The sequence below is a fragment of the Actinomadura sp. NPDC000929 genome, from assembly GCF_040492065.1.
Lineage (GTDB): Bacteria > Actinomycetota > Actinomycetes > Streptosporangiales > Streptosporangiaceae > Spirillospora > Spirillospora verrucosospora.
In genome coordinates, this window is record NZ_JBEUPA010000137.1 from 1 (window position 1) to 23,705 (window position 23,705).

Annotated in this window: 29 protein-coding genes and 2 pseudogenes; 14 read left to right on the forward strand and 17 right to left on the reverse strand. The window is 70.1% G+C overall.

Features of this window, described 5'->3' with window-relative positions; translation table 11 throughout:
- A partial coding sequence (locus tag ABWI04_RS33475; protein WP_502913203.1) for a DUF6928 family protein occupies positions 1 to 214 on the reverse strand: 214 nt, incomplete at its 3' end.
- A gap of 473 nt (positions 215 to 687) precedes the next feature.
- Here ABWI04_RS33475 and ABWI04_RS33480 point away from each other — a divergent pair.
- The 3 genes from ABWI04_RS33480 (at position 688) to ABWI04_RS33490 (ending at position 3,327) form a co-directional block, all read left to right on the forward strand.
- Positions 688 to 1,761, forward strand: a complete 1,074-nt coding sequence (locus ABWI04_RS33480) for a tyrosine-type recombinase/integrase (RefSeq protein WP_353834918.1) — start codon at positions 688 to 690, stop codon at positions 1,759 to 1,761.
- Position 1,762: 1 nt separating this feature from the next.
- Positions 1,763 to 2,083, forward strand: coding sequence for a helix-turn-helix domain-containing protein (locus ABWI04_RS33485; RefSeq protein WP_353834919.1), 321 nt, complete (start codon positions 1,763 to 1,765; stop codon positions 2,081 to 2,083).
- Between the two features lie 116 nt (positions 2,084 to 2,199).
- Positions 2,200 to 3,327, forward strand: coding sequence for a site-specific integrase (locus ABWI04_RS33490; protein WP_353834920.1), 1,128 nt, complete (start codon positions 2,200 to 2,202; stop codon positions 3,325 to 3,327).
- 348 nt (positions 3,328 to 3,675) lie between these two features.
- Here ABWI04_RS33490 and ABWI04_RS33495 read toward each other — a convergent pair whose 3' ends face one another.
- On the reverse strand, positions 3,676 to 4,443 hold the full coding sequence (locus ABWI04_RS33495; RefSeq protein ID WP_179843826.1) for a winged helix-turn-helix transcriptional regulator: 768 nt from the start codon (positions 4,441 to 4,443) through the stop codon (positions 3,676 to 3,678).
- Positions 4,444 to 4,708: 265 nt separating this feature from the next.
- On the opposite strand from ABWI04_RS33495, the gene ABWI04_RS33500 reads away from it, so the two are divergent.
- The 3 genes from ABWI04_RS33500 (at position 4,709) to ABWI04_RS33510 (ending at position 6,830) form a co-directional block, all read left to right on the forward strand.
- Positions 4,709 to 5,080 carry a DoxX family protein gene (locus ABWI04_RS33500; RefSeq protein WP_179843825.1) on the forward strand — a complete coding sequence of 124 codons (372 nt, stop codon included), beginning with the start codon at positions 4,709 to 4,711 and terminating at the stop codon, positions 5,078 to 5,080.
- A gap of 2 nt (positions 5,081 to 5,082) precedes the next feature.
- Positions 5,083 to 6,060, forward strand: a complete 978-nt coding sequence (locus tag ABWI04_RS33505; RefSeq protein ID WP_345180194.1) for a VOC family protein — start codon at positions 5,083 to 5,085, stop codon at positions 6,058 to 6,060.
- A 410-nt stretch (positions 6,061 to 6,470) separates the two neighbouring features.
- Positions 6,471 to 6,830 carry a hypothetical protein gene (locus ABWI04_RS33510; RefSeq protein WP_353834921.1) on the forward strand — a complete coding sequence of 120 codons (360 nt, stop codon included), beginning with the start codon at positions 6,471 to 6,473 and terminating at the stop codon, positions 6,828 to 6,830.
- Between the two features lie 11 nt (positions 6,831 to 6,841).
- Here ABWI04_RS33510 and ABWI04_RS33515 read toward each other — a convergent pair whose 3' ends face one another.
- Entirely contained in the window at positions 6,842 to 7,180 is a 339-nt protein-coding gene (locus ABWI04_RS33515) for a hypothetical protein (RefSeq protein WP_353834922.1), read from the reverse strand.
- Between the two features lie 365 nt (positions 7,181 to 7,545).
- Between ABWI04_RS33515 and ABWI04_RS33520 the strand changes: the two genes are divergently transcribed.
- From ABWI04_RS33520 to ABWI04_RS33530, 3 genes and pseudogenes are all read left to right on the forward strand, one after another.
- Positions 7,546 to 8,001, forward strand: a complete 456-nt coding sequence (locus ABWI04_RS33520; protein WP_353834923.1) for a nuclear transport factor 2 family protein — start codon at positions 7,546 to 7,548, stop codon at positions 7,999 to 8,001.
- Positions 8,002 to 8,323: 322 nt separating this feature from the next.
- A pseudogene (locus tag ABWI04_RS33525) lies at positions 8,324 to 8,720 on the forward strand (M24 family metallopeptidase); the annotation flags it as partial.
- 297 nt (positions 8,721 to 9,017) lie between these two features.
- Entirely contained in the window at positions 9,018 to 9,221 is a 204-nt protein-coding gene (locus ABWI04_RS33530; protein WP_353834924.1) for a hypothetical protein, read from the forward strand.
- Positions 9,222 to 9,291: 70 nt separating this feature from the next.
- On the opposite strand, the gene ABWI04_RS33535 is transcribed toward ABWI04_RS33530, so the two are convergent.
- The 6 genes from ABWI04_RS33535 to ABWI04_RS33560 form a co-directional block, all read right to left on the reverse strand.
- Positions 9,292 to 10,755, reverse strand: coding sequence for a SulP family inorganic anion transporter (locus tag ABWI04_RS33535; RefSeq protein ID WP_353834925.1), 1,464 nt, complete (start codon positions 10,753 to 10,755; stop codon positions 9,292 to 9,294).
- Positions 10,756 to 10,795: 40 nt separating this feature from the next.
- Positions 10,796 to 11,425, reverse strand: coding sequence for a carbonic anhydrase (locus ABWI04_RS33540; protein ID WP_345180203.1), 630 nt, complete (start codon positions 11,423 to 11,425; stop codon positions 10,796 to 10,798).
- A gap of 222 nt (positions 11,426 to 11,647) precedes the next feature.
- Positions 11,648 to 12,016 carry a hypothetical protein gene (locus ABWI04_RS33545; RefSeq protein WP_353834926.1) on the reverse strand — a complete coding sequence of 123 codons (369 nt, stop codon included), beginning with the start codon at positions 12,014 to 12,016 and terminating at the stop codon, positions 11,648 to 11,650.
- 824 nt (positions 12,017 to 12,840) lie between these two features.
- Positions 12,841 to 13,167, reverse strand: a complete 327-nt coding sequence (locus tag ABWI04_RS33550) for a transposase (RefSeq protein WP_353834927.1) — start codon at positions 13,165 to 13,167, stop codon at positions 12,841 to 12,843.
- A gap of 76 nt (positions 13,168 to 13,243) precedes the next feature.
- Positions 13,244 to 14,575 (reverse strand): MFS transporter, encoded by a 1,332-nt coding sequence (locus tag ABWI04_RS33555; protein WP_353834928.1) that lies wholly within the window; start codon positions 14,573 to 14,575, stop codon positions 13,244 to 13,246.
- Entirely contained in the window at positions 14,572 to 15,051 is a 480-nt protein-coding gene (locus ABWI04_RS33560) for a cupin domain-containing protein (RefSeq protein WP_345180118.1), read from the reverse strand. Before ABWI04_RS33560 ends, ABWI04_RS33555 begins: the two co-directional genes overlap by 4 nt.
- A gap of 127 nt (positions 15,052 to 15,178) precedes the next feature.
- On the opposite strand from ABWI04_RS33560, the gene ABWI04_RS33565 reads away from it, so the two are divergent.
- Positions 15,179 to 16,051: a LysR family transcriptional regulator gene (locus ABWI04_RS33565; RefSeq protein WP_353834929.1), complete on the forward strand. Its 873-nt coding sequence runs from the start codon at positions 15,179 to 15,181 to the stop codon at positions 16,049 to 16,051.
- A 446-nt stretch (positions 16,052 to 16,497) separates the two neighbouring features.
- On the opposite strand, the gene ABWI04_RS33570 is transcribed toward ABWI04_RS33565, so the two are convergent.
- Positions 16,498 to 16,815, reverse strand: a complete 318-nt coding sequence (locus ABWI04_RS33570) for a GmrSD restriction endonuclease domain-containing protein (RefSeq protein WP_353834930.1) — start codon at positions 16,813 to 16,815, stop codon at positions 16,498 to 16,500.
- A 92-nt stretch (positions 16,816 to 16,907) separates the two neighbouring features.
- Here ABWI04_RS33570 and ABWI04_RS33575 point away from each other — a divergent pair, with 92 nt between their 5' ends.
- The 3 genes from ABWI04_RS33575 to ABWI04_RS33585 all read left to right on the forward strand — a co-directional run bounded on the left by ABWI04_RS33575 (position 16,908) and on the right by ABWI04_RS33585 (position 18,344).
- Positions 16,908 to 17,150, forward strand: a complete 243-nt coding sequence (locus tag ABWI04_RS33575; RefSeq protein ID WP_353834931.1) for a hypothetical protein — start codon at positions 16,908 to 16,910, stop codon at positions 17,148 to 17,150.
- A gap of 115 nt (positions 17,151 to 17,265) precedes the next feature.
- The gene (locus ABWI04_RS33580) at positions 17,266 to 17,709 is read left to right on the forward strand and encodes a DinB family protein (RefSeq protein ID WP_353834932.1); all 444 of its coding nucleotides are present in this window, start codon (positions 17,266 to 17,268) and stop codon (positions 17,707 to 17,709) included.
- Positions 17,710 to 18,056: 347 nt separating this feature from the next.
- A complete protein-coding gene (locus tag ABWI04_RS33585) occupies positions 18,057 to 18,344 on the forward strand; it encodes a hypothetical protein (RefSeq protein ID WP_353834933.1) in 288 nt (95 codons plus the stop codon).
- A gap of 52 nt (positions 18,345 to 18,396) precedes the next feature.
- On the opposite strand, the gene ABWI04_RS33590 is transcribed toward ABWI04_RS33585, so the two are convergent.
- Entirely contained in the window at positions 18,397 to 18,708 is a 312-nt protein-coding gene (locus tag ABWI04_RS33590) for a histidine kinase dimerization/phospho-acceptor domain-containing protein (RefSeq protein ID WP_353834934.1), read from the reverse strand.
- 42 nt (positions 18,709 to 18,750) lie between these two features.
- Entirely contained in the window at positions 18,751 to 19,383 is a 633-nt protein-coding gene (locus ABWI04_RS33595) for a TetR/AcrR family transcriptional regulator (RefSeq protein ID WP_353834935.1), read from the reverse strand.
- Positions 19,384 to 19,455: 72 nt separating this feature from the next.
- Here ABWI04_RS33595 and ABWI04_RS33600 point away from each other — a divergent pair, with 72 nt between their 5' ends.
- Complete coding sequence (locus ABWI04_RS33600) at positions 19,456 to 19,662, forward strand: hypothetical protein (protein ID WP_353834936.1); 207 nt, start codon at positions 19,456 to 19,458, stop codon at positions 19,660 to 19,662.
- Positions 19,663 to 19,885: 223 nt separating this feature from the next.
- Here ABWI04_RS33600 and ABWI04_RS33605 read toward each other — a convergent pair whose 3' ends face one another.
- The 5 genes and pseudogenes from ABWI04_RS33605 to ABWI04_RS33625 form a co-directional block, all read right to left on the reverse strand.
- Positions 19,886 to 20,272, reverse strand: a complete 387-nt coding sequence (locus ABWI04_RS33605) for a MarR family winged helix-turn-helix transcriptional regulator (protein WP_353834937.1) — start codon at positions 20,270 to 20,272, stop codon at positions 19,886 to 19,888.
- The gene (locus ABWI04_RS33610) at positions 20,157 to 20,399 is read right to left on the reverse strand and encodes a transposase (RefSeq protein WP_353834938.1); all 243 of its coding nucleotides are present in this window, start codon (positions 20,397 to 20,399) and stop codon (positions 20,157 to 20,159) included. Before ABWI04_RS33610 ends, ABWI04_RS33605 begins: the two co-directional genes overlap by 116 nt.
- 105 nt (positions 20,400 to 20,504) lie before the next feature.
- A pseudogene (locus tag ABWI04_RS33615) lies at positions 20,505 to 21,142 on the reverse strand (LuxR C-terminal-related transcriptional regulator).
- Positions 21,139 to 22,224, reverse strand: a complete 1,086-nt coding sequence (locus tag ABWI04_RS33620; protein WP_353834939.1) for a sensor histidine kinase — start codon at positions 22,222 to 22,224, stop codon at positions 21,139 to 21,141. The pseudogene ABWI04_RS33615 and the gene ABWI04_RS33620 overlap by 4 nt, the downstream one beginning before the upstream one ends.
- Before the next feature lie 15 nt (positions 22,225 to 22,239).
- Positions 22,240 to 23,040 (reverse strand): hypothetical protein, encoded by an 801-nt coding sequence (locus tag ABWI04_RS33625; RefSeq protein WP_353834940.1) that lies wholly within the window; start codon positions 23,038 to 23,040, stop codon positions 22,240 to 22,242.
- Between the last annotated feature and the right edge of the window lie 665 nt (positions 23,041 to 23,705).

A 23,705-nucleotide genomic window follows, 5' to 3' on the forward strand; every position in this document is an offset into this window, starting at 1 on the left:
CGTCGATGCCGGGGAAGCTGCCTGCGTAGGCGACCCCTTGATCGGGATAGATGTAGTCGTCCAGGTTCCCCGGGGAGGTGGTGGATCCGTCCCAGGCGGGGTTGGTCTGACTGATCAGCGCCGCGGTGGCCGCCGGGTCGGGCTCGGGCGTGCTGCGCAGTAGGTCGGCGGGGTGGCCGTCGGTGTAGATGAGGACGGCTGTTTTGGCGCCCATGATTGATCACCTTCCGTTGTCCACCAGCCCATCTGGTCACAACTGGAGGGAACTTACATGGTCATTCAGACAGCGGTCGGGGGAGGTCCTCGTCCTCCTGCAACGAGAGGAAGGTGGGTGCCCCGTCTTCCGGGAGTACAGGTATGCAGCGGCCGCGCGTAGGAACCGAGAACCGGTTGTGGACCGCTTCAGTCCGCCGGCGACCGTGTGGGTCTGCTCCGCGTACGCCACGGCTTTGTGCCGTTGCGCTGTGAATGCCACAGGAAATCAGTCTTTGATGTCGCTGAACCTAGGGGAGGGACTGAGCAACAACCGGTGGGTTCGAATCGAGGCTCAGGTTCCCATCGCCGCTGGACCTGGGGTGAAGCGCCTGCCCAGCGACCCGTGGGCTGTCTGAGCAAACTTCAGCCTGAGTGAAACATCTCCATGCTCCCTGACGATCCCATGGTGTAGGTGAAGTCAAGGAGGTTCGGGTGACTCTGGCGCTTGTCCGTGATCTACGTGACCAGCGGGTTCCGGCGAGCCAGGAAGAGCTCCTCGACTTCGAGACCGATGTGCTGGCCGGGTTCGTGCTGGCGCGGTCTTCGGCCGGACTTGCTGACGGCACGATCCGCTCGGACGTGCTTCAGCTGGAGATGATGCGGCGCTGGTTCGATCGCCCGCTGTGGGAGATGGAGCCGGCTGATGCCGATGTCTACTTCGGCAAGGTGCTGCGGGACGCCAGCCCCGCAACGCGCAAGGGGCGTGCCAGCGCACTGACGGTGTACTTCCAGTTTCTGGAGCTGCGGCATGCCGTGGAGCTGTACAACATCGTCGGGCGACGGGTCGAGTGCCCGCTGGATGAGATCAACCGACCGCAGTTGTCGATCGAGCTGCAGTTGCGGGTGCCTCCCTCGGAGGCCGAGATCGAGGCGCTGATCGCCGGGTGGCGGCAGGACCTGGCGGTCTGCCGCAAGTTCGCGCCCACGGCACGCAACTACGCGGCTGCGCGCCTGGCGGCCGATGTGGGATTGCGCATCAACGAGGCGCGGATGCTGGATCTGCACGATGTCCGCTGGGACCTGGGCCGATTCGGGAAGCTGAACGTCCGGCACGGCAAGGGCGCCCGGCGGCGCGGCCCCAAGCAGCGGCTCGTGCCGCTCATCAACGGCGCCGACCGCAGCCTTCGCTGGTTCATCGAGGACGTATGGGGCTACTTCGACCTGGACCACGCCCGGCCCGGCGCCCCGCTGTTCCCCTCCGAGCGCAAGAACCAGGACGGTTCGAGCTGCCGGGTAACGGCGGACGTTTTCCGCAGGTCGCTGGCCAAAGCGACCACAAAGCACCTCCCGGAGTGGACGGGCCGGCTCACTCCGCACGTGCTGCGGCACTACTGCGCGTCCCAGCTGTACAGGGGAGGGATGAGCCTGCTGGCCATCCAAGAACTCCTCGGCCACGCCTGGACCGGCACCACGGTCCGATACGTCCACGTCAACCACACTCATGTCGAGGACGCCTGGGTGCAGGGGCAGCAGCGCGCGACCGACCGATGGAAGGGACTGGCCTGATATGAAGTGGAACCTGCGGTTGGCCGCGGCCAACCGCGGCATATGGAAGGCCAGCGAGCTGCAACGGATGCTTGCCGAGCGCGGCATGGTCATCAGCGCGGGGAAGATGTCGGGACTGTGGTCGGGCCAGCCCAACAGCGTCCGCCTGGACGAGCTGGACGTCATCTGCGCCGTGCTCGGCTGCGGCGTGCAGGAGCTGCTGCTGCCTGAACCCGATAGCGTCCCCGCTCCAGAAGCCGATGACCAGCAACGCAAAGCCGCCGGGCAGCCGCCCTCGGTGACTCCTCGACCCCGGAGCGGTCGCTCACTGCCGCCCCGGTGAACTGCCGGCACTGCGGCAGTCCGCTGCCGGGAGGTTCACGCCGCGATCGGCTCTTCTGCGACCGGCGCTGCCGTGACGCTTGTGGCCGCGCCCGGCAGGCCCGCGGACTGGCGCCCATGGGGCGCTGGCGGCATCCCGCGCTCACCGCCGACGATCCCGTCCTGGCGGCCGCCGCCGCCCGAGCGCAGGAACTGACCGAGTTGCACGGCTGGTCGCCTACGACCTTGCTCAAGACCCTCGACGGTCTGACCGCGGTGCTCGCCCGACCCGTCTCGGACCGGCAGATCACGCTCAGCGATATCCACGCCCTGCGGGGGCCCGGGTCTACTCCCCGGATATGCGAGGTACTCAGCGATATCGGGTTGATCGTCGTTGACGACACCGTCGCGCCGATCCGCGCCTGGATCGACCGGCGCACCGGGCAACTGCCCGCCGGGTTCGCCGACGACGTGCGCGCGTGGCTGCTGGTCTTGCTGGACGGGGAGGATCGGTCCCGGCCGCGGGCCCACTCCAGCATCTACGCCTACTTCGGCGCGGTCCGGCCGTTGCTGATGGATTGGGCGGTGCGCCGCCGCCATCTGCGGGAGATCACCGCGACCGACATCACCGCCGGACTCGATCCGCTGACCGTCGCCCAGCGCTGCCTTGCGATCAACGCCCTGCGATCGCTGTTCCGCTTCGCTAAGCGACGCGGCCTGATCTTCACCGATCCCACGACCCGGCTGACCCTGCCCACCGTCGATCCCAGCTTCCTTCCGATGACGGAGGAGGAGATCCGGGCCGTTGAGCAGCTCACCACCACCCCGTTGCAACGGATGGTGGTCGCCCTGGCCGCCGTCCACGCCGCACGGCCGAAGGCGATCCGGCTCCTTGCCCTGCCGGACGTCGACCTGCCCAACCGGCGCATCACTCTGGCCGGGCACCGGCAGCGCCTGGGCGAGTTGCCCTACCGCACGCTGGTGACCTGGCTTGACCACCGCCATGTGACCTGGCCCTTCACCCCGAACCCGCACCTGGTGCTGTCAGCCAAATCCGCGCTCGGCCAGGGGCCGGTCTCGTCGGCCTTCCTGAGGGCGCACGTGTCCCGGCGCGGGGTGGATCTGGAACGCATCCGCCGCGACCGGCTGCTGCACGAGGCGCTGACCGCGGCGCCGGACCCGCTGCACCTGGCAATGGTCTTCAACGTCTCCCACACCACGGCCGCCCGCTACGCCGCGGTCGCCCGGCGCATCCTGGCGCCCTGAGCTAAAACCCGCCCGGTTCCCACCCTGCAGCCGGAACCGAAAACATGTTCGACTAGCCTGGGGTTCATGGGAGGAGGGTCGACCAGCATCGGAACGAAAAGTCTCGTTAGGCGGTCGTTCCGGCTGACGCTGGCGTGACATTCCGTTCCGATGTGCGTGTCCGTTAGGGGATGGGCTACTGCAACAAGTCGATCATGCTCGGTCGTGGACCAGCGCCAGGCGTTGAGCTGCTGGTCGCTATCCAAGTGGTGCGTCTTCGTCTCGGCGATGAGTTCCACGAGCCCGCGGAGTCTGAACTGTCGGCCGGCGTAACCTCGCCACCGGTGTCCAGGGTCCGCGGACTGCCGCTCACCCCCGCCGACTTCCTGCGCTGACGGCGGGATCCGGGAGTTCGGCGTTCGGTGACCCGAGGCCCGGCGACACGGGATCCGGCGGCCCGGGGTCCTGTGGTGCCGGATACCGCACGGCTGCGGGAAAGCAGCGCAGCAGTGCGGCGAGCCGCGCGGTATCGCCCGTCACCTCGGTGTCTGCCCGCTCGACGGCGTCGTGCAGCGCCGCACCGGCGAACACCAGATCGCGCAATGTCGCCGCCTCCGGCACGTTCAGCCACGCCTCGGGTTCGGCGTGCTCACCGCGGTCCAGCTCGAGGCGCCCGCCCGCAACGGTGATGCGGAACCGATCGCCCGCGACGTCCAGCTGGCAGCGCAGCGACAGCTCACCCGCCAGTGCCGGATCGAAGGTGGCGCGCAGGGCGAACAGTAGCGCGTCGACGCTCAGTTCCGCCGCGCCGTCCTCGGGCAGCGGTGCGCGGCTGCCCCAGTGGGCGAGCGCGCGGAGCACGGGCTCCAGTTCCTGCCCGCGCTCGGTGAGTTCATACACGGCGGCGGGCGCAGGCGGTCCCAGGCGCCTTCGCCGCACCAGGCCGTCGGCTTCGAGCTCGCGCAACCGCTGCGCGAGGACGTTCTGGCTCATCTGCGGCAGCCCGCGGTGCAGGTCGGAGTAGCGCTTCGGGCCGAAGACCAGCTCCCGCACGACGAGCAACGCCCACCGCTCGCCGACCGCGTTCAGCGCTCGCGCGATGCCGCAGGGGTCGTCGAACAGCCGCTTCTTGCTCATGCACCCGAGTGTACTTGCGCACCAGGTGTGAATGCTCCTAAATTAGGAGCATGAACACTGTGACCTCCGTCGACGGCACCACCATCGGCTACACACGGCACGGCGACGGGCCCCGGTGATCCTGGTCGGGGGCGGTCTCGACGACGGAACGGAGAACGCCCCACTCGCCGAGGCGCTGGCCGCGCACCGTGCTCAACTAATCCGTTCGCAACACCGACCCGGAGCGTCCGCGCCACTAAGTCTCGAACGAGAAGGACCTTGACTGATGAACGTGTTCCTGTGGGTGCTCCAGGGGATCCTGGCCGCGATGTTCCTGATGGCCGGCGTCATGAAGACGACCCAGTCGAAGGAGAAGCTTCTCGAGAAGCTGCCGTGGGTGGAGGACTACTCGACCGGCACCGTGCGCTTCATCGGCACCGCGGAGTTCCTCGGCGCGATCGGCCTGATCCTTCCGGCCGCTCTGGACATCGCCCCGATCCTCACGCCGCTCGCAGCAACCGGCCTGGCAATCACCATGCTCCTGGCGATGAACGCCCACCGCCGCCGCCACGAGCCCGGCGCCATCGCGTTCCCCGGCGTGCTGTTCGTCGTCGCGGCCTTCGTGGCCGTGGCCCGGTTCGGTCCCTGGTCGTTCTGAGCATGACCGTCACCGTCTTCGGCGCGACGGGAGCGATCGGCTCCCTGACCGTCGTCGAACTCCTGGAGCGCGGCCACGACGTCACGGCCTATGCGCGGCCCGAAGTGCAAGTGAGGGAGGGGGCAGCCCACGTCGGTGTGAGCTGGGTTTACACCGGTGCTTTAGGTTCCGGGGTCATGCGGGACAAGATGGGGACACGACAAGGAGAGACGATGAGCGAGCTGACCACCACGCAGCCGGCTGGCACACCGACCTGGATCGACCTGGGCATCCCGGATCTCGACCGCGCGATGACCTTCTACGGCGCGTTGTTCGGTTGGGAGTTCGATGTGGGACCGGCGGAGTTCGGCCACTACACCCAGTGCTTGCTACGGGGCAGACCCGTCGCGGCCATCAGGCCGAACCCCGATCCCGACGCCACGGACTTCTGGTGGAACGTCTACTTCGCGACGGATGACTGTGACGCCGCGGCCGCCCGAGCGCGGGACGCGGGCGGCTCGATCATCACCGGCCCGATGGACGTGCTGGACCAGGGCCGGACGGCGATCATCAAGGACACCACCGGTGCGCAGTGTGGACTGTGGCAGGCCGGTGCCCACATCGGCTGCGAGATCGTCAACGAGCCGAACGCCCTGCTCCGCAACGACCTGGTCACCGCGGAATCCGGGCCCGCGCGCGACTTCTACGTCGCGGTCTTCGGCTACACGTTGGATGCCAACCCGGACATGCCCGAGCTCGACTTCACGTTCCTGCGCAGGCCGGATGGCCACGAGATCGGCGGCATCGCCGGTGACCCAAAGGCCACGAAGTCCCGTTGGGGGACCTTGTTCCAGGTGGACGACGCCGATGCGGCGGCGCGGCGAGCGGTCGACGCGGGTGGGACCTCGGCCGAGCCCTACGACATGATCTACGGGCGGGTCGCTCACATCACGGACCCGTTCGGCACGGAGTTCGATGTCGGTGCGGCGATGACGAGCTGAACCGGCGGTCAGCTGGCCGAGTGGTCGAGCTCGGCAAGACGCGCGTAGATGTCGTCGGTGTGGACCTCCTCGACAAGGTGAGACCGAGGTCGGCCAGGCACCATTGCAGCACCTGCGAGCTCTGCCCGGCTACGAGGAGTACGTCCTACGGGACATCAAGGACACAAACACGCCTGCCCTCAAGCTGTACGCCAAGCTCGGATTCACAAAGTACGAGCGTCGATCCAGCAGCTGCAGGCCTACCTGCGCACCTGCTGTCCGCCGCCGGCACCGGGACCTGCCCGGCAGCCTTGAACGCGCCCGGCCCCGGGCGACCGCACCGGACGGTCAGCTGCCGCAGTTGGCCATAGAGGGCGGTTCGACGCAAAACCGCTGGTCGCCTCCGGGTGGGCGGCGTAGCGTTGCGGGCTGTGCCGTTTCCGATCGAGGACCTGTCCCGTCCGTTCCGCCGCCCGAGTGAGCTGCGGCGTCTGGTCGAGGCCGTGCGCGCCGCCGACGACAAGGACGAGTCGCTGTGGGTGGAGTGGAAGAGCACGCTGGACCTGACCTCGCAGCCCGGGCTGCTGCATCTGGTCCGGCAGATCCTGGGTTTCGCCAACCGGGATCCGGAGGTGGCCGCGCAGTGGTGCGAAGGCAACGCCTACCTGCTGGTCGGTGTCAGCCCCGGCCAGTTGCAGGGAGTGGCCGGAGTCGACCCCCAGCGGCTGGTGCAGACCCTGCAGCCCTACCTCGGAGCATTGACCGGAGTGGGCGGGCGAGCGTGGCCTTGATGTGGATGCGCCTAGCCGGTGAACCCGGCGGCGGCGTCCTCGATCAGGTCGTAGAGGCTGCGCAGCGTCTTGCCGGTCCATGCGGACAGGGCGACGAGCAGCAGGTCGTCCGGCACCGCGGGATTCATCGGTCCGCCTGGTCGGCGTCCTTGGCCCACTGGGCAATCTGCTCGCCGGCCGGCTCGATCCAGAAGGCGACCTTGTGCGGGCAGAAGGATCGGGTCGGTGACGTAGGGGTTGTGCACGACCGGCGGCGCGGTGCCGACGGTGATCTCTGCGCCCTTGGAGGCCAGGACGTCGCGGATCACGTTCGCGCAGGTGGAGTGGTCGGGCATTTCGCTGGGCTTCACGGCTAGGCCGTGTTTCGAAGTCCCGGCCCACTTCGCTCGCCTGGCGGCTCGCTCCGTGACCGGGCCTGGGCGAATGCGGCATCGCTTCGCTATCCGCCCGGTTCCGCTCGCCTCCGGCTTCGCTCCGCCGGCCAGGTCAAGCGTTCGAGCGCGTGGTCGAGGCCACTTCGAGACAAGCTCTAGACGTCCACCGCCCGCTAGAGGACGTCTCAGCGCGTCCCCAGGGACGCCTTGCAGGACTTCCGGCGAGCGTTGCCGAAAGAGCGGACGGCGGACGAGGACGAGCGCCAGGAGGACGGCGACCGGCCCTGGCTGGTTGCAACCCGCTCGCCCGCCGTGGTGTTCGCCTGTCCAAGAACGACTCGTTGAGGACGCTCAAGGACTTCTTCGCGGCCGAGGCCGCCTACGTGACCGCCGGTGGCCCCGGCAAGGCCGACTTCTCCGGGATGGCCGCGCACCTGCACCCGGACGTCGTCATGTATCAGGCCGAGAGCCTGCCGTACGGGGGTGAATGGACCGGGCCCGCCGGCATCGAGTCCTTCATGGCGGCGATGAGCGAGGAGTGGACCTCGCTGGAATTCCTAGAGCAGCGATTCGCCGCCGACGGTCCCACTGTCGCGGTCTACAACAGGGGGATGCTGCGGGCCCGCGCGACTGGCCGTGCCCTGAAGACCTCGGTGATGCAGTGGTTCACGTTGGAGAACGGGTTGATCCGCGAGATGCGTCCCTTCTATCTGGACACCGCCGCCGTGCTCGACGCCCTCGGACACCGTCTCCATGCTTCCGGCCGGGCGGCGCAAGATAGGAGATCAGATATCTGATCGGGACGCCGGTGGCGGAGCGAGACCTCCGATGGCGCTAAGCCGTCAAGCTGCGGTCGGCAGAGCGCGGGTGAAGGCATTGCCGGCGTCGTAGGTCTGGCCGGTGTGGAGGCAGTGGAAGAGCTGGCCGAGCATCCGGTTGAACAGGTGCCGCAGGGCGCCGGGGTGTTTGTCCCCGTTCTCGCGGTGTCGCTGATAGTGGGCCCGTGCGGGTTCGTAGCTGGTGGAAGCGGTGAAGGCCTAGACGAACCCTGCGGCGGCGAGGCGATCGTTCTTGATCGTTCGGTGGGTGATGGAGATGCTGCGGCCCGAGGCGCGGGTGATCGGCGCGACCGAGCGCGCCCTGAGCGCGGGGATCGCCGCCGCCGGGCCCGGGGCCCGCACCGGGGACATCTCGCACGCCATCGGCTCGGTGCTCCGGGAGGCGGGTTACTCGATCAACACCGAGTTCGGCGGCCACGGCATCGGCTCGACGATGCACCAGGACCCGCACATCTCGAACACCGGGCGCCCCGGCCGCGGGTACCGGCTGCGCCCCGGGCTGCTGCTCGCGCTGGAGCCGTGGATCATGGAGGACACCGCCGAGCTCGTCACCGACGCCGACGGGTGGACGCTCCGAAGCGCACCGGGCTGCCGGACGGCCCACAGCGAGCACACCATCGCGATCACCGGCGACGGCGCCGCGATTCCTCACCCTGCCGAAGCAGGCCCGCCCGTAGGGAGCCGCCGCCCGGTCCCGGCGCGGTGGAGGCTCGCGGGGGCCATCGTGCATCCACGTCAATTGGCCACAAGGCGCCTTGGCCGAGTCGGGCACGTGGTCGCTCGGTACGACCGTCAGCGAGTAGAGCGCCGGGGCGAGGTAGGGCCGGTCGCCAGCGGCCCCACCAAGCGCTGAACATGGCAACTTCGGCCAGCGTGTTCCGTCCGCAGGCTCCCCCCGCCCCGACGAGCCCGAGCCCGAGCCCGAGCCGGAGCCTGAGAGCCAGGATGAGGCCGCGGCACCGTTGCGGGTCGAGGTGATCGAGCCACCGGCCGACCGGCCACAGGAGTCGGCGGTGCGGTTCGAGGTCCGCGTCCCACCCAGCGGCCGGGTGACTCTGGTGCCGGGACGGCAGCGGTTCTCGGTTCCCCAGGGTCTGGCCGGACGAACGTTGACCGTCTGGGCTGACCTGCGCAGCCTGCACATCCTGCTCGACGGGGGTCCGCACATGCCCGTGTGAGACGGAGTGACGGGGGCAGATGCGGGCCGGACGCCCGCATCTGCCCCCCGTCACGGGTTCCGTGCGGACCTCAGGATCGGGCGTCTCCGACCGAGACCATGTCGAGGCTCGCCTGGTTGTGGCGCTCCACCCAGTTCATCAGCGCCGTGTGGCAGGCGTGGTCCAGGTGCCACAGACCGGTGAGGTCCAGTTGGACCGGCCGATCTCGGGGGAGCTTCTCCAAGGTGTCCAACATCTGCGGTAGACGCAAGAACGTGGCGTGGCCGGCCAGGGCGACACGCACCGGACGCCCGTCCGCGCCGGTCACCTCTTCCCTTTCGTCCACCTCGATCTGGATGTGCGAGGTCTCCCAGGCTGTCTTGATCACAGCCAGCACCAGGCCGAGCAGCACTCCCTCGAACAGGTTGAGGACGACCACTGCCGTGGCCGTGAGGACGAGGATCAGTGCCTCGCCGCGATGACGGCGCCACAAGGGGCGCAACTGCTTGACAGGCATGAGTTTCCAGCCGGCGTGCACGAGCACGCCCGCGAGGGCGGCGAGCGGGATGATTCCCAGCGCCGCGGGGAAGGCCGCGGCGAACAAGAGAATCCAGAGCCCGTGCAGGACGCGCGAAGCCTTGGTCTGCGCTCCTGCCTGCACGTTGGTGGCGCTGCGTACGATCACCGCCGTCATCGGCAGGGCTCCCAGGAGCCCGCACACGGTGTTGCCGGTGCCCTGGGCCATGAGCTCCTTGTCGTAGTCGGTACGGGGGCCGTCGTGCATGCGATCGACCGCGGCGGCGCTGAACAGGCTTTCCGCGGAAGAGATGAGCGCGAATGCCAGCACGGTTCCGAGGACGCCGATCTCGGCCAGTCGGGCCACGTCGCCGATGCCGGGTGGCTGGACGGCTCCGAGAAGGCCCTGTACGTCCAGCCGAGCCACGGGCAGATCCAGCAGGAAGGACGCACCCGTCGCCAGAGCCACGGCCGCGAGCGGTGCCGGAACTTTTCGGACTCGCTCCGGCAAGTGCGCCCATCCCGCCAGCAGTGCGACGGTGCCCGCGCCGATGCCGAGCGCGGCCAGCGCCGCGGCTGATCGGGTGCTGTCGAGGAGCAGGCCCGGCAGCCCGGCGAGTTTGGCCATGCCCGAGCCGGGCGCGGTGGCATCGGCCATGGCGTACAACTGCCCGGCGATGATGGTCAGGCCGATTCCGGCGAGCATGCCCTCCACCACGGCCACGGAGATCGCGCGGAACCACCGCCCCATCCGCAGCGCGCCGAGCAGCAACTGCAGGAGGCCCGCCGCGAGGACTATCGCGCCGAGCGTGCTCAGGCCGTATGTCTGGACGGCCTCGTACACCAGGACGGTCAGGCCTGCGGCGGGCCCGCTGACCTGGAGGCTGCTGCCGGGAAGCAGACCGGTCACCAGGCCGCCGACTATGCCGGTGATCAGGCCCAGCTCGGCCGGGACGCCGGAGGCGACCGCGACTCCCACGCACAGCGGCATGGCGACGAGGAAGACGACAAGGGACGCGGTGATCTCGTTCCGGAGCACTCGGGAGGACCGCAGGGTCGTTGGGAGCATCGGTCCTCACCTACAGGGGAGAGAAGGTGTCGGCGTCCGGCCGGTGCGCCAGCACCGATCCGGTGTGCACTTCGTAGTACCAGGCGTGCAGGCCGATCCGGCCGTCGGCGGCCCGCTCGTCCACGCCGGGATAGGTGCGCAACCGCTCCAGTTGATCGAGCACATGTCGCTGGACCGCTGCCGCCAGGTCGCCGCAGCCGGCGGAAGGGGATGCCGCCCGCTCGGATGGGGCGTTACCGGGCAGACGCGGCGAGGTGCCGGCGGCCTCGGCCAGCCATGTGCGGACGGCGGGGGCGGCGCTGAGGTCGTCGCCGCGGACCAGGGCGCCGACGGCCCCGCAGTGGGAGTGGCCGCACACCACGATGTCGGCGACGCCGAGGATCTCGATCGCGAACTCGATGGTCGCCGCTTCGCTGGTAGGACGGTCCAGCCGGTACGGCGGAACGATGTTGCCCGCCGTGCGCAGCTCGAACAGCTCGCCTGGACGGGCTCCGGTGAACAGGGAAGGGATCACGCGCGAGTCGGAGCAGGTGATGAACAGCGCCAGGGGCGACTGGCCGTCGGCGAGCCGATGCAGTTCTCCGCCGTTCTCCGCGGCCCGGGAGCCGAACGTTCGGGCATGGTCAATGAAAGTGCGCATGCGAAATACCTCCAGGGTGTCCCCGCGAATGCGAGGGCATCGTAGGAGTTGGACAAAGGACGATCTGACGGTGTGGTCGTCCGGTCGCGTTGACCCGTTCCGATACCGATGTGCGATAAGAGCGTCGTTCATTCCATGTGGCATGGTCGTAACGACCAGGCACGACGGCTTACGCCCTCAAAATGGTGTTTCGGCAGGAAGAACACGCGCCGGAGGGCGCTGTCAGCAACGGAATACCTGGAGGATGGCGGGTATGTTCCCGGTGGTACGTCTGCTGATCGCGTGCACGAGCCCGCCGACGCGGCGCGGAAACGCGATCGTGCTCACGCCGGCGGTGAATGCCGAGCGTGTCGGGGTGTCCGGGGCTTTGACCTCTTTGGGGTTGGCCACGCGACTGCTCGCCCGGACAGTCAGATGTTTGGGCGACTCCTGTGCGGACTTCCGCTCCTCCGAACTGGAGCGAAGTGCGCCCGAGTCGCTCAGCTGAATGCTGCCCGCCGAAGTCGGCGCCGTGAACTCGCCGGGTCCTGCGCTTTGGAGAGCCGTGTTCAGGACCAGGTGCAGGCAGCCGCAAAGGACGATGATGAGCAAGGCGGCGGCACGTCTCATCGTGCTGTGCCCTACCACCGGCGACGTCCTCCGATCGGGCCGGGCTCATCCAGCCGCATCGTCCGCTATCAACTGACCTGTACGTGAAGCGCTGATGGCTCGCCAAGCTGCTTGTCAGTGCATTCGAGCGCCCGTCAGAAAGCGGGTGGCAGCCAGATCACGACCCTATCACGCATCGTTAGCCTCTGATCACGAAGCCGGAATCGGTTCCAGAGATGGCGGGAGCTTTCCGGTCGGCCGTGCCGGCTTGCGCGGTGCCGAGGTGTCGGCCAGTCCCGTGCGGTCGGCCGCCGGTCCCATCTTCTACATTGATAGAAGATGATGGTTGGAGTCCCGGGCGGCGACGATCCCCTGTTGGCGCCCCGCGCCAGAGGATGCGCCCGCCTGATCTCCAGGAGCATGACGCTGCCGCTCTTCATCGACGGCTCCGAGACGGTGCACCGGGCGCCGGGTCGGGACGCTGACGGTGGTGGTCATCACTCCGGCGCTGGCCGGGCGGGCGCGGATGCCCGTGAGCGAGAGGCCAACGAGCGAGCTGGTCAATGGAGCGGCTTTCAGGAGTCCGGGCGGGCCTGATGCCTCTGGCTACCGTGGGTTAGCGAGGTCGTGGTGGCGGGGGTGTCAATTGTGGGAGATCGTGAACGAGGCCACAAGAAGATCGCGCTACCGCTCAATCTGCGTGGTCGACAGTGGGTTGAGTGGTCGTCGCTTGTCCGCTCAGGTGCCCCGAGCCGGGTCGGGCTGAAATCTGTTTCGCGGCATGCCCAACAGGCCGGGAGTTCAGGGTGGCTAGAGGTCGTACAGAATCAGCGGACGAGGCGTCGCCAGCAGAGGATGGCTGCGGCCAGGGTCATGAACGCCTCGTGGAAGTCGTCGCGGGTCTCCCAGCGGATGCGTAAGCGGCGGAACCAGTGCAGGAGGGCGATCGTGCGCTCGACGGCGTAGCGGTGGACGCACAGTCCCGAGCCGTGCGGGCTGCCGCGGCGGACGATGACCGGTTTGACGCCCTTGCTCCAGACCAGGCGGCGGTGCTTGTCGTGGTCGTAGCCGCGGTCGGCCAGCATCCGCTCGGGTCTTCGGCGAGGCCCTCCGACCCGGCCTCGGACGGGCGGCACCTTGTCCAGCAGCGGCATCAACAGGGTGACGGTTTCTCATGATCCGCCAACACCTGCGGCCCCCTCCGCCCGGCGGAGGGGGCCGCAGCAGCCTTCAAGTGGAGCGGCGGGCGGTGGCCAGGGCGGCGGCAGTCAGGGGGAAGAGGGCCGTGACCGCCAGGATGGGGGAGGGGCTCCGTGACTCCGCGAGCGCCCCGGCGAGAGCCGAGCCGACCCCGCCGCCGACGAAGAACGTCAGGTTGAGCAGGCCCATGCCCGCGCCGCGCAGCGGCATCGGGAGTCGTGCCGACACCTCACCGGTGATCACGACCTGGGTGACGGCGAACGCTGCGAGGCAGAGCGACGCCGCGACGACCGGCGGCCAGGGGCCGCCCTCACCTGTGGAAGCCGCGGCCAGTGCGGCGGCCGCGGCGAGCGCGGTGCCGGCCAGCAGCAGGCGGCCGCCCCGCGCGCCGAGAGAGCCGGCGCGCCGGGCCAGTGCCGCGCCGACCACGGCGCCCGGAAGCAGCGCGGCGCCGATCTTGAGGACGTTCCAGCCGTGCTCCCCAGCGAGGACCTGCGGGACCACGTACATCGCGGCGAAGAGCCCGCCGAACACCCCGGCCCCGATCACCGCCGAGATCCGGTAGCCCGCCTCGCCGAGCACCGGGTGCGGGACGAACCCGTCCGGCCGCCGCGCCACCCGCCATGCCAGCGCCCCGCCGGAGAGGACGAGCGCCGCCGCGAGCGCGGCGACGACCGTGCCGCCAAGGTCGAGCGTCCTGGCCTGGATGAGCACGAGCATCGCGCTCACGGCCGCGGTCAGCGCGGCGGCCCCCGCGGCATCGACGAAACGGCGCGACCCCGGCCGCCGCGCCAGCCCGAGGCAGAACGGGACGGCCGCCACCGACAGCACAGGAAGCACGACGGTGACACGCCAGCTCAGCCAGGTCGTCACCGCGCCCCCGGCCAGCGTCGCCGCGGAGGCGAACACCGCCATGACCGCGCCGTATCCGGCGAGCACCCTCGGACGATCGGCGGGCTCCACACCGGCGAGCAGCGCGGCCCCCACCGCCGCCGTCCCCCCGGACCCCGCCGCCAGGACGAGCCGTCCGGCCACCAGGACGCCGAGGCTCGGTGCCGCGGCGCACACGACCGCCCCGGCGGCCAGCACCGCCGCCGCGATCAGCAGCGTGGCCCGCGTGCCCCACCCATCTGCCAGACGGCCGAAGACGGCGGTGCCGACGCCGAGCGCCAGCGCGTGCGCCGTCAGCACCCATGCGACCTCCGCGGGCCCGGCGTGCAACTCCCTGGCGATCTCCGGGAGGGCCACGGCCGCCGCCGTCACGCCGAACACCGACGGCCCGAACAGTGCGCCGAGCCGCAGCGCGGTCGGCACCGGGCCCATGCGCGGCGCCGCGACCCCGGCCTCCGCGGTCGCGGTCACCGGTCGCCCCGCAGCGACGACCAGCGCTCGTCGTCCACGAAGTGCACGTCGTAGCGGTCCTGCTCGGCCCGCAGTCCCTCGAACGGCTCCAGCCCGTGCTGGACGCGGGCCAGCCGCCGAAAGTAGCCGAAGCGCTCGACCCCGGGCGCGAGGACGGCCAGCAGGTCGGCGCCCGTGCCGGCCGCCGCGCCGAAGGCGTGCGGTAGCCGCGGCGGGACGACGACCAACCCGCCCGCCGCGACGGTCTCAACCCGATCGCCGAGGAGGAACTCCATCGTCCCGTCCACGACATAGAACAGCTCGGTGGACAGCGCGTGGTAGTGCGGGGCGGCGCCGTCGCGGCCCGGCCCCACCGTGAGCCGGTTGGCGCCGAGCGCGCCCGCGGTCTGGCTCGCGTCGGCGAGCAGGGTGAACGCCCCACCTTCCGGAAGTCCGACGGCCTCCGCGGCCTCCGGGATGACAACGAGGGGATGCAACGACCTCACGCTCCTGTCGAATATCGGGTTTTCGTCCGAGCTCCATTCGAGCCGGGGAACAACCCGCGAACCACAGGCGCTTTGGATCCTGAGTCATCACGGATCGAGATGAATCGAGGGGGGCCGGGTGGAACTGCGCCAGCTGGAGTACTTCGTAGCTGTCGCCGAGGAGGGCGGGTTCGGGGTCGCCGCCGAGCGCATCGGCATCGTCCAGTCGGCGGTGAGCCAGCAGGTCCGCCGGCTCGAACGCGAGCTGGGCGTGCGGCTCTTCGACCGCACCACCCGGCGCGTCCAGCTGTCCGGCGCGGGCGAGCGGCTGCTGCCCGAGGCGCGTGCCGTCCTCGCCGCCCTGCACCGCACACGGCAGGTCGCGGCCGACGTCCGCGCCGGTGTCGACGGCGTCCTGCGCCTGGGCACCGTGCACGGCCCCGGCGACCGGATCTACCGCGTCCTCAGCGAGCTGGCCGCCGTGGCGCCGCGCGTCCAGGTCCGCCCCCGCCGCCTGGCCCTGCCCGACCGGCTGTCCGCCGTCCGCTCCGGCGAGCTCGACGCCGCTCTGATCCGCGCGCTCAGCGACGCCCCCGGCCTCGAACTGCTCCCGGTCTGGACGGACCCGTTGTACGTCGCCCTGCCCGCCGGGCACGCCCCGGCGCAGCGCCCCGCACTCGACCTCGCGGATCTGGCGGACCTCCCCCTCCGCCTCGCCCCGCGCGAGGACAACCCGCCCTTCCACGACCTCATCACCAGCGCCTGCCGGACGGCCGGGATCGCGCCGCCGCTCGGCCCGCCCTTCACCACGTTCCAGGAGACCCTCACCGACATCGGCGTGGGCGACCCGTCCTGGACCGTCTTCTACGAGGTGGCGGGCCTCCCCGAAATCCCCCGCGTCACCGTCCGCCGCCTCACCTCTCCCACGATGACGACCTACCTCGCCGTCCCGCCGGGCCCGCCCGTCCCGGCCGTTCGCCACCTGCTGGAAAGCTTGATCCGGGTCACCTGACAAAGACCGTGGGCAGCTGGTTCGACTTGGCAGAGGAAGGAGCCGTACGGGCCGCGCGAAACGGTAGGACGCGAAGAGGTGTTTCCAGGTGGCGCTGATGTCGCGGGCGACGTGCTCAGGAGATCGAGGAGCATCTCTGCGAAAGGGGTGGCCATGGCGTCGGTTCTGGTCACGGCATATCAGCGGCTGCTCTCCGAGTCTGCGTCACCAAGCCCCCTCCGCGAAGGCTTCGCTACGTAGCGGGAAGTGATTTCCTGGTGCCAGATCTGACACCGGCCACCAGCAGCGCGGCCTGAGCCGCGGGCTTCCTCCGCCGCGAGCTCGATTCCGCGCCCCCTCCTCGCCTCGTCCACGCCGTTTCAACGCCTCGGCCGCTTCTGGCGTTCACCCGTCCGCCTGTGGTGACCGCGCCGGATCCGGCCACCCGGGTCCTTGTCGCCCTTGGCCTAGTTGACGTTGTCGGTGACCGTCCACAGCTGCGAGGAGGTCAGGTCGTGGGCGAACTGGCGGCGCCGGGCGGTGGTCCAGGCGTTGGCGCCCGAGCGCCAGGCTTGGGCGAGGGGGACCATGTGGTCGATGTCCAGATCGTCGCGCTGGGTCCAGGTCGCCCCGTCATAGGGGCTGGTCCGGGTCCCCGAGACGGCCTGGTGCTGGTCGTTGGTCTGGATGTTTTCGCCGTCGCGTTCCAGGACGGGCTCGTGGGTGTTGCACGTTCCGGAGATGGTGATCCAGTGCGGGAACTTCGCCCGGCTGTAGCGGTCCATGGACCCCTCGGAGGCCACGGTCAGCTCGGCCAGGTGAGGGCGGGCAGTGTCGGCGTTCGAGGCTTGTTGATGGTTCGGAGCTGGCGGGCCGAGTGGATGAACAGCGCCTCGCCGGCGATCAGCAGATCGACCAGGCGGTCCCCGGGGGCGGCCAGGGCCCCGGCCGCATCGCGGGCCTGGAGAGGACCCGGCTGCGATCTTCGATGCGCTCCCGCCGCACCACCCGCTGGGTGCTGAACACGACCAAGATGGCCGTGGAGCGGGCCGCTCGGGTGCCCCGTCATCGCGAGCTCGTCCACACGCCCGTCGTGACCGCCCCTGGGCACGCCTGCTGATCGCCACGATGGGGGAGGACGCTGTCGGCGGCCTCCCCCACGGCGCTTCTGTAGGGCGTCGGCCTCGACGAAGACCGGGGCGGCGGGTACGCGGCATGGAACGAAGGTGGACCGGATGACCGAGGTCAGGCAGGTGCTCCAGCAGCAACTGTCGACCGCTTGGGCGCTCTTCGACTACCACGCGCAGCAGTGGCGCGAGGACGACCTGTTCTGGGAACCGGCACCGTCGTACTGGACCATGCACCAGGTCGAGGGCGGTGGGGCCCCTGACTTCTCCGACGTCGAGCCCACTCCCGTCCCGGCCCCCACGATCGCCTGGCTGACCTGGCACATCGGCTGGTGGTGGACCACGGCGCTCGCTCATCTGAAGCAGACCGACATCCCGGCACGCGAAGAGATCGAGTGGCCGGGCACCTGCACCTCGATCACCGAATGGCTGGGCGACATCCACGAGGCATGGCGGACGGCGCTGGCGGCCACCGACCGCCTCGACGACGATCGGCGTTCCCCTGGCCCGCAGAGGCGGGCCACACCGTCGCCGACATGTGCGCATGGGTGAACATCGAACTCATGAAGAACGTCTCCGAGATCGGCCAGCTCCTTATCCTGCGACGCGCACGGCATTGACCGGCGCACCGTCCACCTTGCCGACCACTCGATACGGCGAGGACGGGAGCCGGGCCGGGTGCTGATCCGGTTGCGTGCATCACTGAGGGGCGGTGAAGTCTGGACGCCTCACCGGGCCGCACGGCGCCCTCTACCCTGCTGCGGGTCAAATCGGCCCGAATGCGGCGAGCCCGCGTGGTCACCAGGTGCGGGCGGCTGGGATCGCTCACTGGCGTGATCCGGACCGTCTTCATAGGTGTAACCCCGCGGTGAGCAGCTGGTCTGATCCGGTGCGGGTCAGTGGGGCAGGCCCATGCGGGCGGCCATGCCGCGCAGTTCGCGGCCGCCGGCGTCGGTGAAGGCGAGACTCGTCCGGTCAGGGATGTCGTACTGATCAACGTGGCCGCCGCGATCGCTGCCTACCGCGGGCTGGACGGCGAAGTGCGCGCCCGCAGGGTCGCCGGCCTTCGGGGGGCGGCAGCGGCCATCGACTCCGGCGCTGCCACGAAGACGCTGGGCCGGTGGGCTCAGGCCGTTGCCCAGCAGAACGGCCTCCTATCTCGGTCCGTTGACCGGGCCATCCCCTGACCGACCCGCCATGCCGGTGCCGGCGGCGGTAGCACTCGCCGGCCGCTGCAGCCTAGGGGTGCTCCGAAGCGTCCCTTTGGAGCGACCAGAGCAGGGCGATGACTGTGTTCTCCAAGCGTTCGACGCTCTGCAACGCTTCCTTCAACGCCGCGAAGGGGTCGGCGACATCCCTGTTGGTCAGGGCTTCTTCCAACTCCAGTCGTAGCGCGGCAAGCGGTGTGCGCATCTCGTGCGAGGCCTGGACGGCGAATCGGCGCTGCCTTTCGGCCGGCGCCTCGCCGTTGAACCGGGCGCGCCGGTCGGCGTCGAAGCTCTTGCATACCTCGGTCGTCCTGGCCGAGATGAACTCGATGTCCTGGCGCATTGTGCGGGTCCTTTCGCTGGTGCGGCGGGTGTACGCCGCGGCCTATGGAGGGCCGGGGGAGTCACCGGGTGTGAAGACGCCGCTGAGGGCGGCGGCGTACGCGGCCGCTGCGGCGCTCTCGGCGATCTCGTCGTCCACCGGCCCGCGGGCGACGAGCAGGCGGTAGTAGAGGGGGGCGCCGACGGCGCTGGTGACCGCGATGCCGTCGGTCCCCGGCGGCAGTTCGCCGCGTCCCACGGCCCGCTCGACGATCCGGGACGCGAGGCGGTTGCGCTCGGCGATCACCGTCGCCCAGGCGGTGGACGCCTCGGGGGACCGGACGGCGGCGGCCACGACGCCCTCGACGAGCGCCCGGGCCCTGGGCTGCCGGTACAGCGCGGCGATCTCCAGCGCGAGCGCCCGGAGGTCGTCCTTCAGCGAGCCGGTGTCGGGTATCGGGATCTCGGTCTTGCCCATTTCGCCCAGCAGGTCGACGACGAGCCCCTCGACCGTCCGCCATCGCCGGTACAGCGTGGCCAGATGCACGCCCGAACGCGCGGCCACCTTCTCCAGGGTGAGCCCGGCGTATCCGCCGGCCTCCAGTTCCTCCCGGGTCGCGGCCAGCACCGCCGCACGGGTGCGCGCCGTCCGGCCGCCGGGGCGCACGGCCCCCGTCGCGGGCGGCTTCGCGTCCATCCGAGACGCCCCTTCCTATGGGTTGTGTCACAGGATAACGCGAAATCGTTCGCATTAACAGTCGGATGTCAGATGAGCTGGAGGTCCGCCCGCCTGGTGGCCCTGCTCGGCCGAGTGCCGGGCCGAATCGCCTCAGCGCAAGACGCCGACCCGCCGCGCAGTCAACCGGCCCGCCTACTAGGCGCCGCCGGCACGGCAGCGCAGATGGCGGCGATCGACGAGGCGACCCGCGAGGTCGGCGACCGGACCACCGCCCTGGCCAGCGAGTTCCTGGAATAGACCCCGCCCCCGCGGGGCCTGCTGGCGGCACTCGCCGCAGGGTTCAGGTGCCAGGCCGAGCGGCCGGCGGCGCGGTCGGGGGAGGCAGGCGGAGGGCGGCCCGGACGCGGGCGCCCTCCACCGTTGACTCATGAGCGGCCGCGGCTGGCGGCGTTGTGCTGCAGCCGCCCGCACCCATGAAGCGGTTGGATCCACCTTGGTCGGGTGGGGCTGCGGGCGCGTGTCAGCCCAGTGCTTTGCGCAGCAGCGCCGTCAACTGATCCTGTTCGTCGGGTGAGAGGCGTCCGACCGCCGTGCGGGCGAAGGTGAAGGCTGTGGCGAACCGGTGGTTGATCTCGTCTCCTCGGGAAGTTCGCGCGACGAGCCGTGCGCGGTGGTCCCGGGGATTCGGTTCGCGGGTCACGAGGCCGAGCGCTTCGAGACGCGCGACGATCTGGGTGATGTTGGAGGCATCGCAGCCGAGCTCCTCGGCCAAGGCGCCCATGGCGCGTCGCTCATCGAGTCGCCCGAGCACACATGCCTGCGCCGAGCTGAGCGACAGCTCGGCAGCCGTAGCAATCGGGCACGTCCCGCCACGGAACGCCGGTCCGCACCCGCAAGCGGATCCCATCGATGAGCTGCCGCTTGGTCCATTTCGACGGTCGACCCGATCGCCTGGGAACGGGCAGCAGCGGCCCCAGGATCGCCCATTGCGCATCGGTCAGGTCGAACCGCCTCGTCGCCCCTAGGGTGGCCACGAGGTCTCCGGTTTCAGGTTCTTCTTGGTCGATGAACCATCTACCGGAGACCTCACTGCGTCCGGCTCACAACACGCCGACACTCACCCCACTTCGAAACACGGCCTAGGCGGGACGGACGAGACGGTGGTCGTAGGCCCAGATGACGGCCTGGACCCGGTCGCGGACGTCGAGCTTGGTGAGGATCCGGCCGACGTGGGTCTTGACGGTGCCCTCGGCCAGGTGGAGGCGGGCGGCGATCTCGGCGTTGGACAGGCCCTGGGCGATGTGGAGGAGGACTTCGCGTTCGCGGTCGGTGAGGGGGTCAGGGCCGGTGGGGCTCGGAAGGCCGGGGGCCACGTGATCCAAGAGGCGGGGGGGGGCGTGGAGGGGGCGATGACGGCGTCGCCCCGATGGACGGTTCGGATCGCGGTCAGCATCTCCTCGGCGGGGGCGTCCTTGAGGAGGAAGCCGGAGGCTCCCGCTCTGAGGGTGGCGAACGCGTATTCGTCCAGGTCGAAGGTCGTCAGGGCGAGGACCCGAGGCCTGGTCGCCCGGCAGATTCTCCGGGTGGCCTCGACGCCGTCCATGACGGGCATGCGGATGTCCATGAGCACAATGTCGGCGGCGGGGGCCAAGCGGACGGCTTCGGCTCCGTCGGCGGCCTGGCCGACGACACGCAGGTCGGGCTGGGAATCGACGACCAAGACGGTTCCGGTGCGGACCAGGTCTTGGTCGTCGGCGACCACGACGTTGATGGTCATGACGTCTCCGGGTACGGAAGGTGACCCCGCAGGATATAGCCGTCCCGGGTCGGGCCGGCATTGAGGGAACCGCCCAGCGCGTGCAGCCTTTCACGCATGCCGCTCAGGCCCATGCCAGGTGTGGACGGAACCGCCGTGCCGTTGTCCCGGATGGCGATGGTCAGCGCGTCGGCGCCCCAGTCGAGCGCGACGACCGCTCGGACGGTGGTCCCCGCGTGTTTCACGGCGTTGGTCAGCCCTTCCTGGACCAGGCGGTAGGCGGCCAGCTCTGCGGCGGGGCTGAGTGGACGGGGTGTGCCCTGGTCGGTGCGGCTGACTTCGAGGCCGGTGGAGCGGACCTGGTCCAGCAGTGCCGGTAGGTCGCGCAGAGTCGGTTGGGGGCTCTGGTCAGGGCGCAGCACGCTCAGAAGGCCGCGCATGTCGGTGAGCGCCGCTCGTCCGGCGTCCTCGATGGCGGACAGTGCGTCGGCCGCGTGGTCCGGGGCGTAGCGGCCAGCCTTGGCCTGCGAGACGATGACGGCCAGGGAATGGGCGATGACGTCGTGCATCTCGCGGGCGATGCGGGTGCGCTCCTCTTGCCGTGCCTGTTCCGCCGAGTTCTGGGCGAAGGCGAGTTGGGTGCGACGAACCAAGCCCATGCTCCACGCGGCCGCGACGATCGCCAGCAGCAGCGCGAGCAGGAGCCACGGGTTCGGCCCCAGGCTCGCCGAGCGGACGCTGCCGTCGGCGGCGAAGCAGGCGGCGACCAGGCAGGAGCCGAGAACGCCGGTGGCCAGGGCGACGGCGCGTCGGCCGTAGGCCGTCACCGCGTACAGGGACATCGGGAGGACCAGGACGGACGGCAGCACCAGGAACAGGCCGGTGACCGTGGCCTGCGTGACGAACGCGGCGCAGACCACGGCGTGTGAGACGAGCGGACGGGTGCGGCGTCCGATGAGGGCCAGGTGCGCGACGATCGCCGCGATCAGAAGGACCGTCGCGCGCGCTCCCGGGACCGAGAGCGCAGCGACGAGCGCCGACAGGCTCGCCAGGGGGATACCGCTGACGAATGCCAACGTCGCGTCCGCACGTGCTGCACGCATGGGGTGAAGGGTAGGTCAGCGGGTGAGCCGCTGGTAGATCAGGGTGGCGCCGCCCAGCGTCAGGCCGAACAGCAGCCACGACCCGTAGACCGCGCCGACCATCGCGACGGTCAGCGGATCGCCGAAGTCGACTGGACCGTCGCTCAGCCCGACGGCTTGTGCGACGGTGCCGAAACCGGCGAGCGCGCCCATACTGACCAGCGCACCGGTCGCCGCCCACGCGGGCACCAGCAGCGGGCGGCGCGGCAGGCGCCGTCCCCAGGGCTGGACCAGCGCCAGCGCCAGCACTCCTCCGCCCAGCAGCATGACCGACTCCATGTACGGGAAGCCCTCGGTGTACGGCTCCGGACGGGCGGCGCTGCCGCCGAACGACCAGTACAACTTCAGCAGCGGGTAGGGGAACGCCAGCGTGAACGCGGTGTAGCCGAGCCACGGTCGTTCACGCCACGGGCCCCGGGCCCGGCGGGCGAGCGCGAGCACCAGCAGGGCCGAGGTCAGCAGGCTAGTGCCGCGGGTGGCCGCGCCGACCCAGTTGACCTGGGCGAAGTCGCCTGCCGGGATGCCGGTCGCCCAGAAGAAGGCACGGAAGCCGTCCAGGACGACTCCGCCGCCCGCCCACAGCAGGAGCACGGCGGCGGTCCGTCCGGCCCAGGCGCGCTCCGTCGACGCGAACAGCAGGGCGAGCGCGACGCCGGCCAGCGTCACCCAGGTGGGGGCGAAGCCCTGGTCGTAGGTGGGACGGTGCGGGGCCAGCACCGTAACGGCGGCGACGGCCCCCGCCACGATCACGGCGCGGGTGTCAGTGAGAACGCTCATGGCCGCAACGCTGCCGTCGCGCGGCGGTCCGGCGCGTCTTCCCACGGTCCTCCGAAGCGGTGACCTTCGGGGTATTGACTGCGGGGGCGTCAACCGGCTGCCGGGCCTGCCAAGCACAACTCCGAGCGTCAACTGCCGCACCGGCTCCGGAGAGATTTCCTCGCCCGAGCGTGTTAAGGGTTCCCGGCGCTCAGGCGGCCGGTCTCCTCGACGCGGTGGCCTGTCGCCCGCGGTTGGCTTTCACAGTTCGTTGCGTTCGATCACTGGCGTGCTCGCCCGGCGCGGCGGGATCGTCGCAGGGTGGCGCCCTCGATGCCGAGGTGGGGAAGGAGGCGGTTCAGCCATCGCGGCAGCCACTAGGCGCCGTTGCCGGTCAGTGCGAGGACGATCACGACGATCGGCTAGAGCTGGAGACCGATCCGGCGGTGGCGACGCCGAGCCAGCCCATGGGAAGACAGCGACGACCGCGCCGAACGCGGCATCACCGACCTGGCCCCTGACCACAACCGGCACCGGGCCTCGACAGACCGGCGGCCGCCTGCGATAAACGAACCTGACCGTCGTCAAGCGAGTAATGGTGTAATCATGGAAACCCTTTTCGAGCACGCCGGCGGGCACGAAGGCCTCCGCAGGTTCATCGACCTGTTCTATTCCAGCCTCCTGGC

Coding starts and splice junctions, on each gene's coding strand:
- ABWI04_RS33485 (WP_353834919.1), top strand. CDS start 1,763: ATGAAGTGGAACCTGCGGTTGGCCGCGGCCAACCGCGGCATATGGAAG.
- ABWI04_RS33490 (WP_353834920.1), top strand. CDS start 2,200: ATGGGGCGCTGGCGGCATCCCGCGCTCACCGCCGACGATCCCGTCCTG.
- ABWI04_RS33495 (WP_179843826.1), bottom strand. CDS start 4,443: ATGAGCAAGAAGCGGCTGTTCGACGACCCCTGCGGCATCGCGCGAGCG.
- ABWI04_RS33500 (WP_179843825.1), top strand. CDS start 4,709: ATGAACGTGTTCCTGTGGGTGCTCCAGGGGATCCTGGCCGCGATGTTC.
- ABWI04_RS33505 (WP_345180194.1), top strand. CDS start 5,083: ATGACCGTCACCGTCTTCGGCGCGACGGGAGCGATCGGCTCCCTGACC.
- ABWI04_RS33540 (WP_345180203.1), bottom strand. CDS start 11,425: ATGCGCACTTTCATTGACCATGCCCGAACGTTCGGCTCCCGGGCCGCG.
- ABWI04_RS33550 (WP_353834927.1), bottom strand. CDS start 13,167: ATGCCGCTGCTGGACAAGGTGCCGCCCGTCCGAGGCCGGGTCGGAGGG.
- ABWI04_RS33570 (WP_353834930.1), bottom strand. CDS start 16,815: ATGGACCGCTACAGCCGGGCGAAGTTCCCGCACTGGATCACCATCTCC.
- ABWI04_RS33580 (WP_353834932.1), top strand. CDS start 17,266: ATGACCGAGGTCAGGCAGGTGCTCCAGCAGCAACTGTCGACCGCTTGG.
- ABWI04_RS33590 (WP_353834934.1), bottom strand. CDS start 18,708: ATGCGCCAGGACATCGAGTTCATCTCGGCCAGGACGACCGAGGTATGC.
- ABWI04_RS33595 (WP_353834935.1), bottom strand. CDS start 19,383: ATGGACGCGAAGCCGCCCGCGACGGGGGCCGTGCGCCCCGGCGGCCGG.
- ABWI04_RS33600 (WP_353834936.1), top strand. CDS start 19,456: ATGAGCTGGAGGTCCGCCCGCCTGGTGGCCCTGCTCGGCCGAGTGCCG.
- ABWI04_RS33605 (WP_353834937.1), bottom strand. CDS start 20,272: ATGGGATCCGCTTGCGGGTGCGGACCGGCGTTCCGTGGCGGGACGTGC.
- ABWI04_RS33620 (WP_353834939.1), bottom strand. CDS start 22,224: ATGCGTGCAGCACGTGCGGACGCGACGTTGGCATTCGTCAGCGGTATC.
- ABWI04_RS33625 (WP_353834940.1), bottom strand. CDS start 23,040: ATGAGCGTTCTCACTGACACCCGCGCCGTGATCGTGGCGGGGGCCGTC.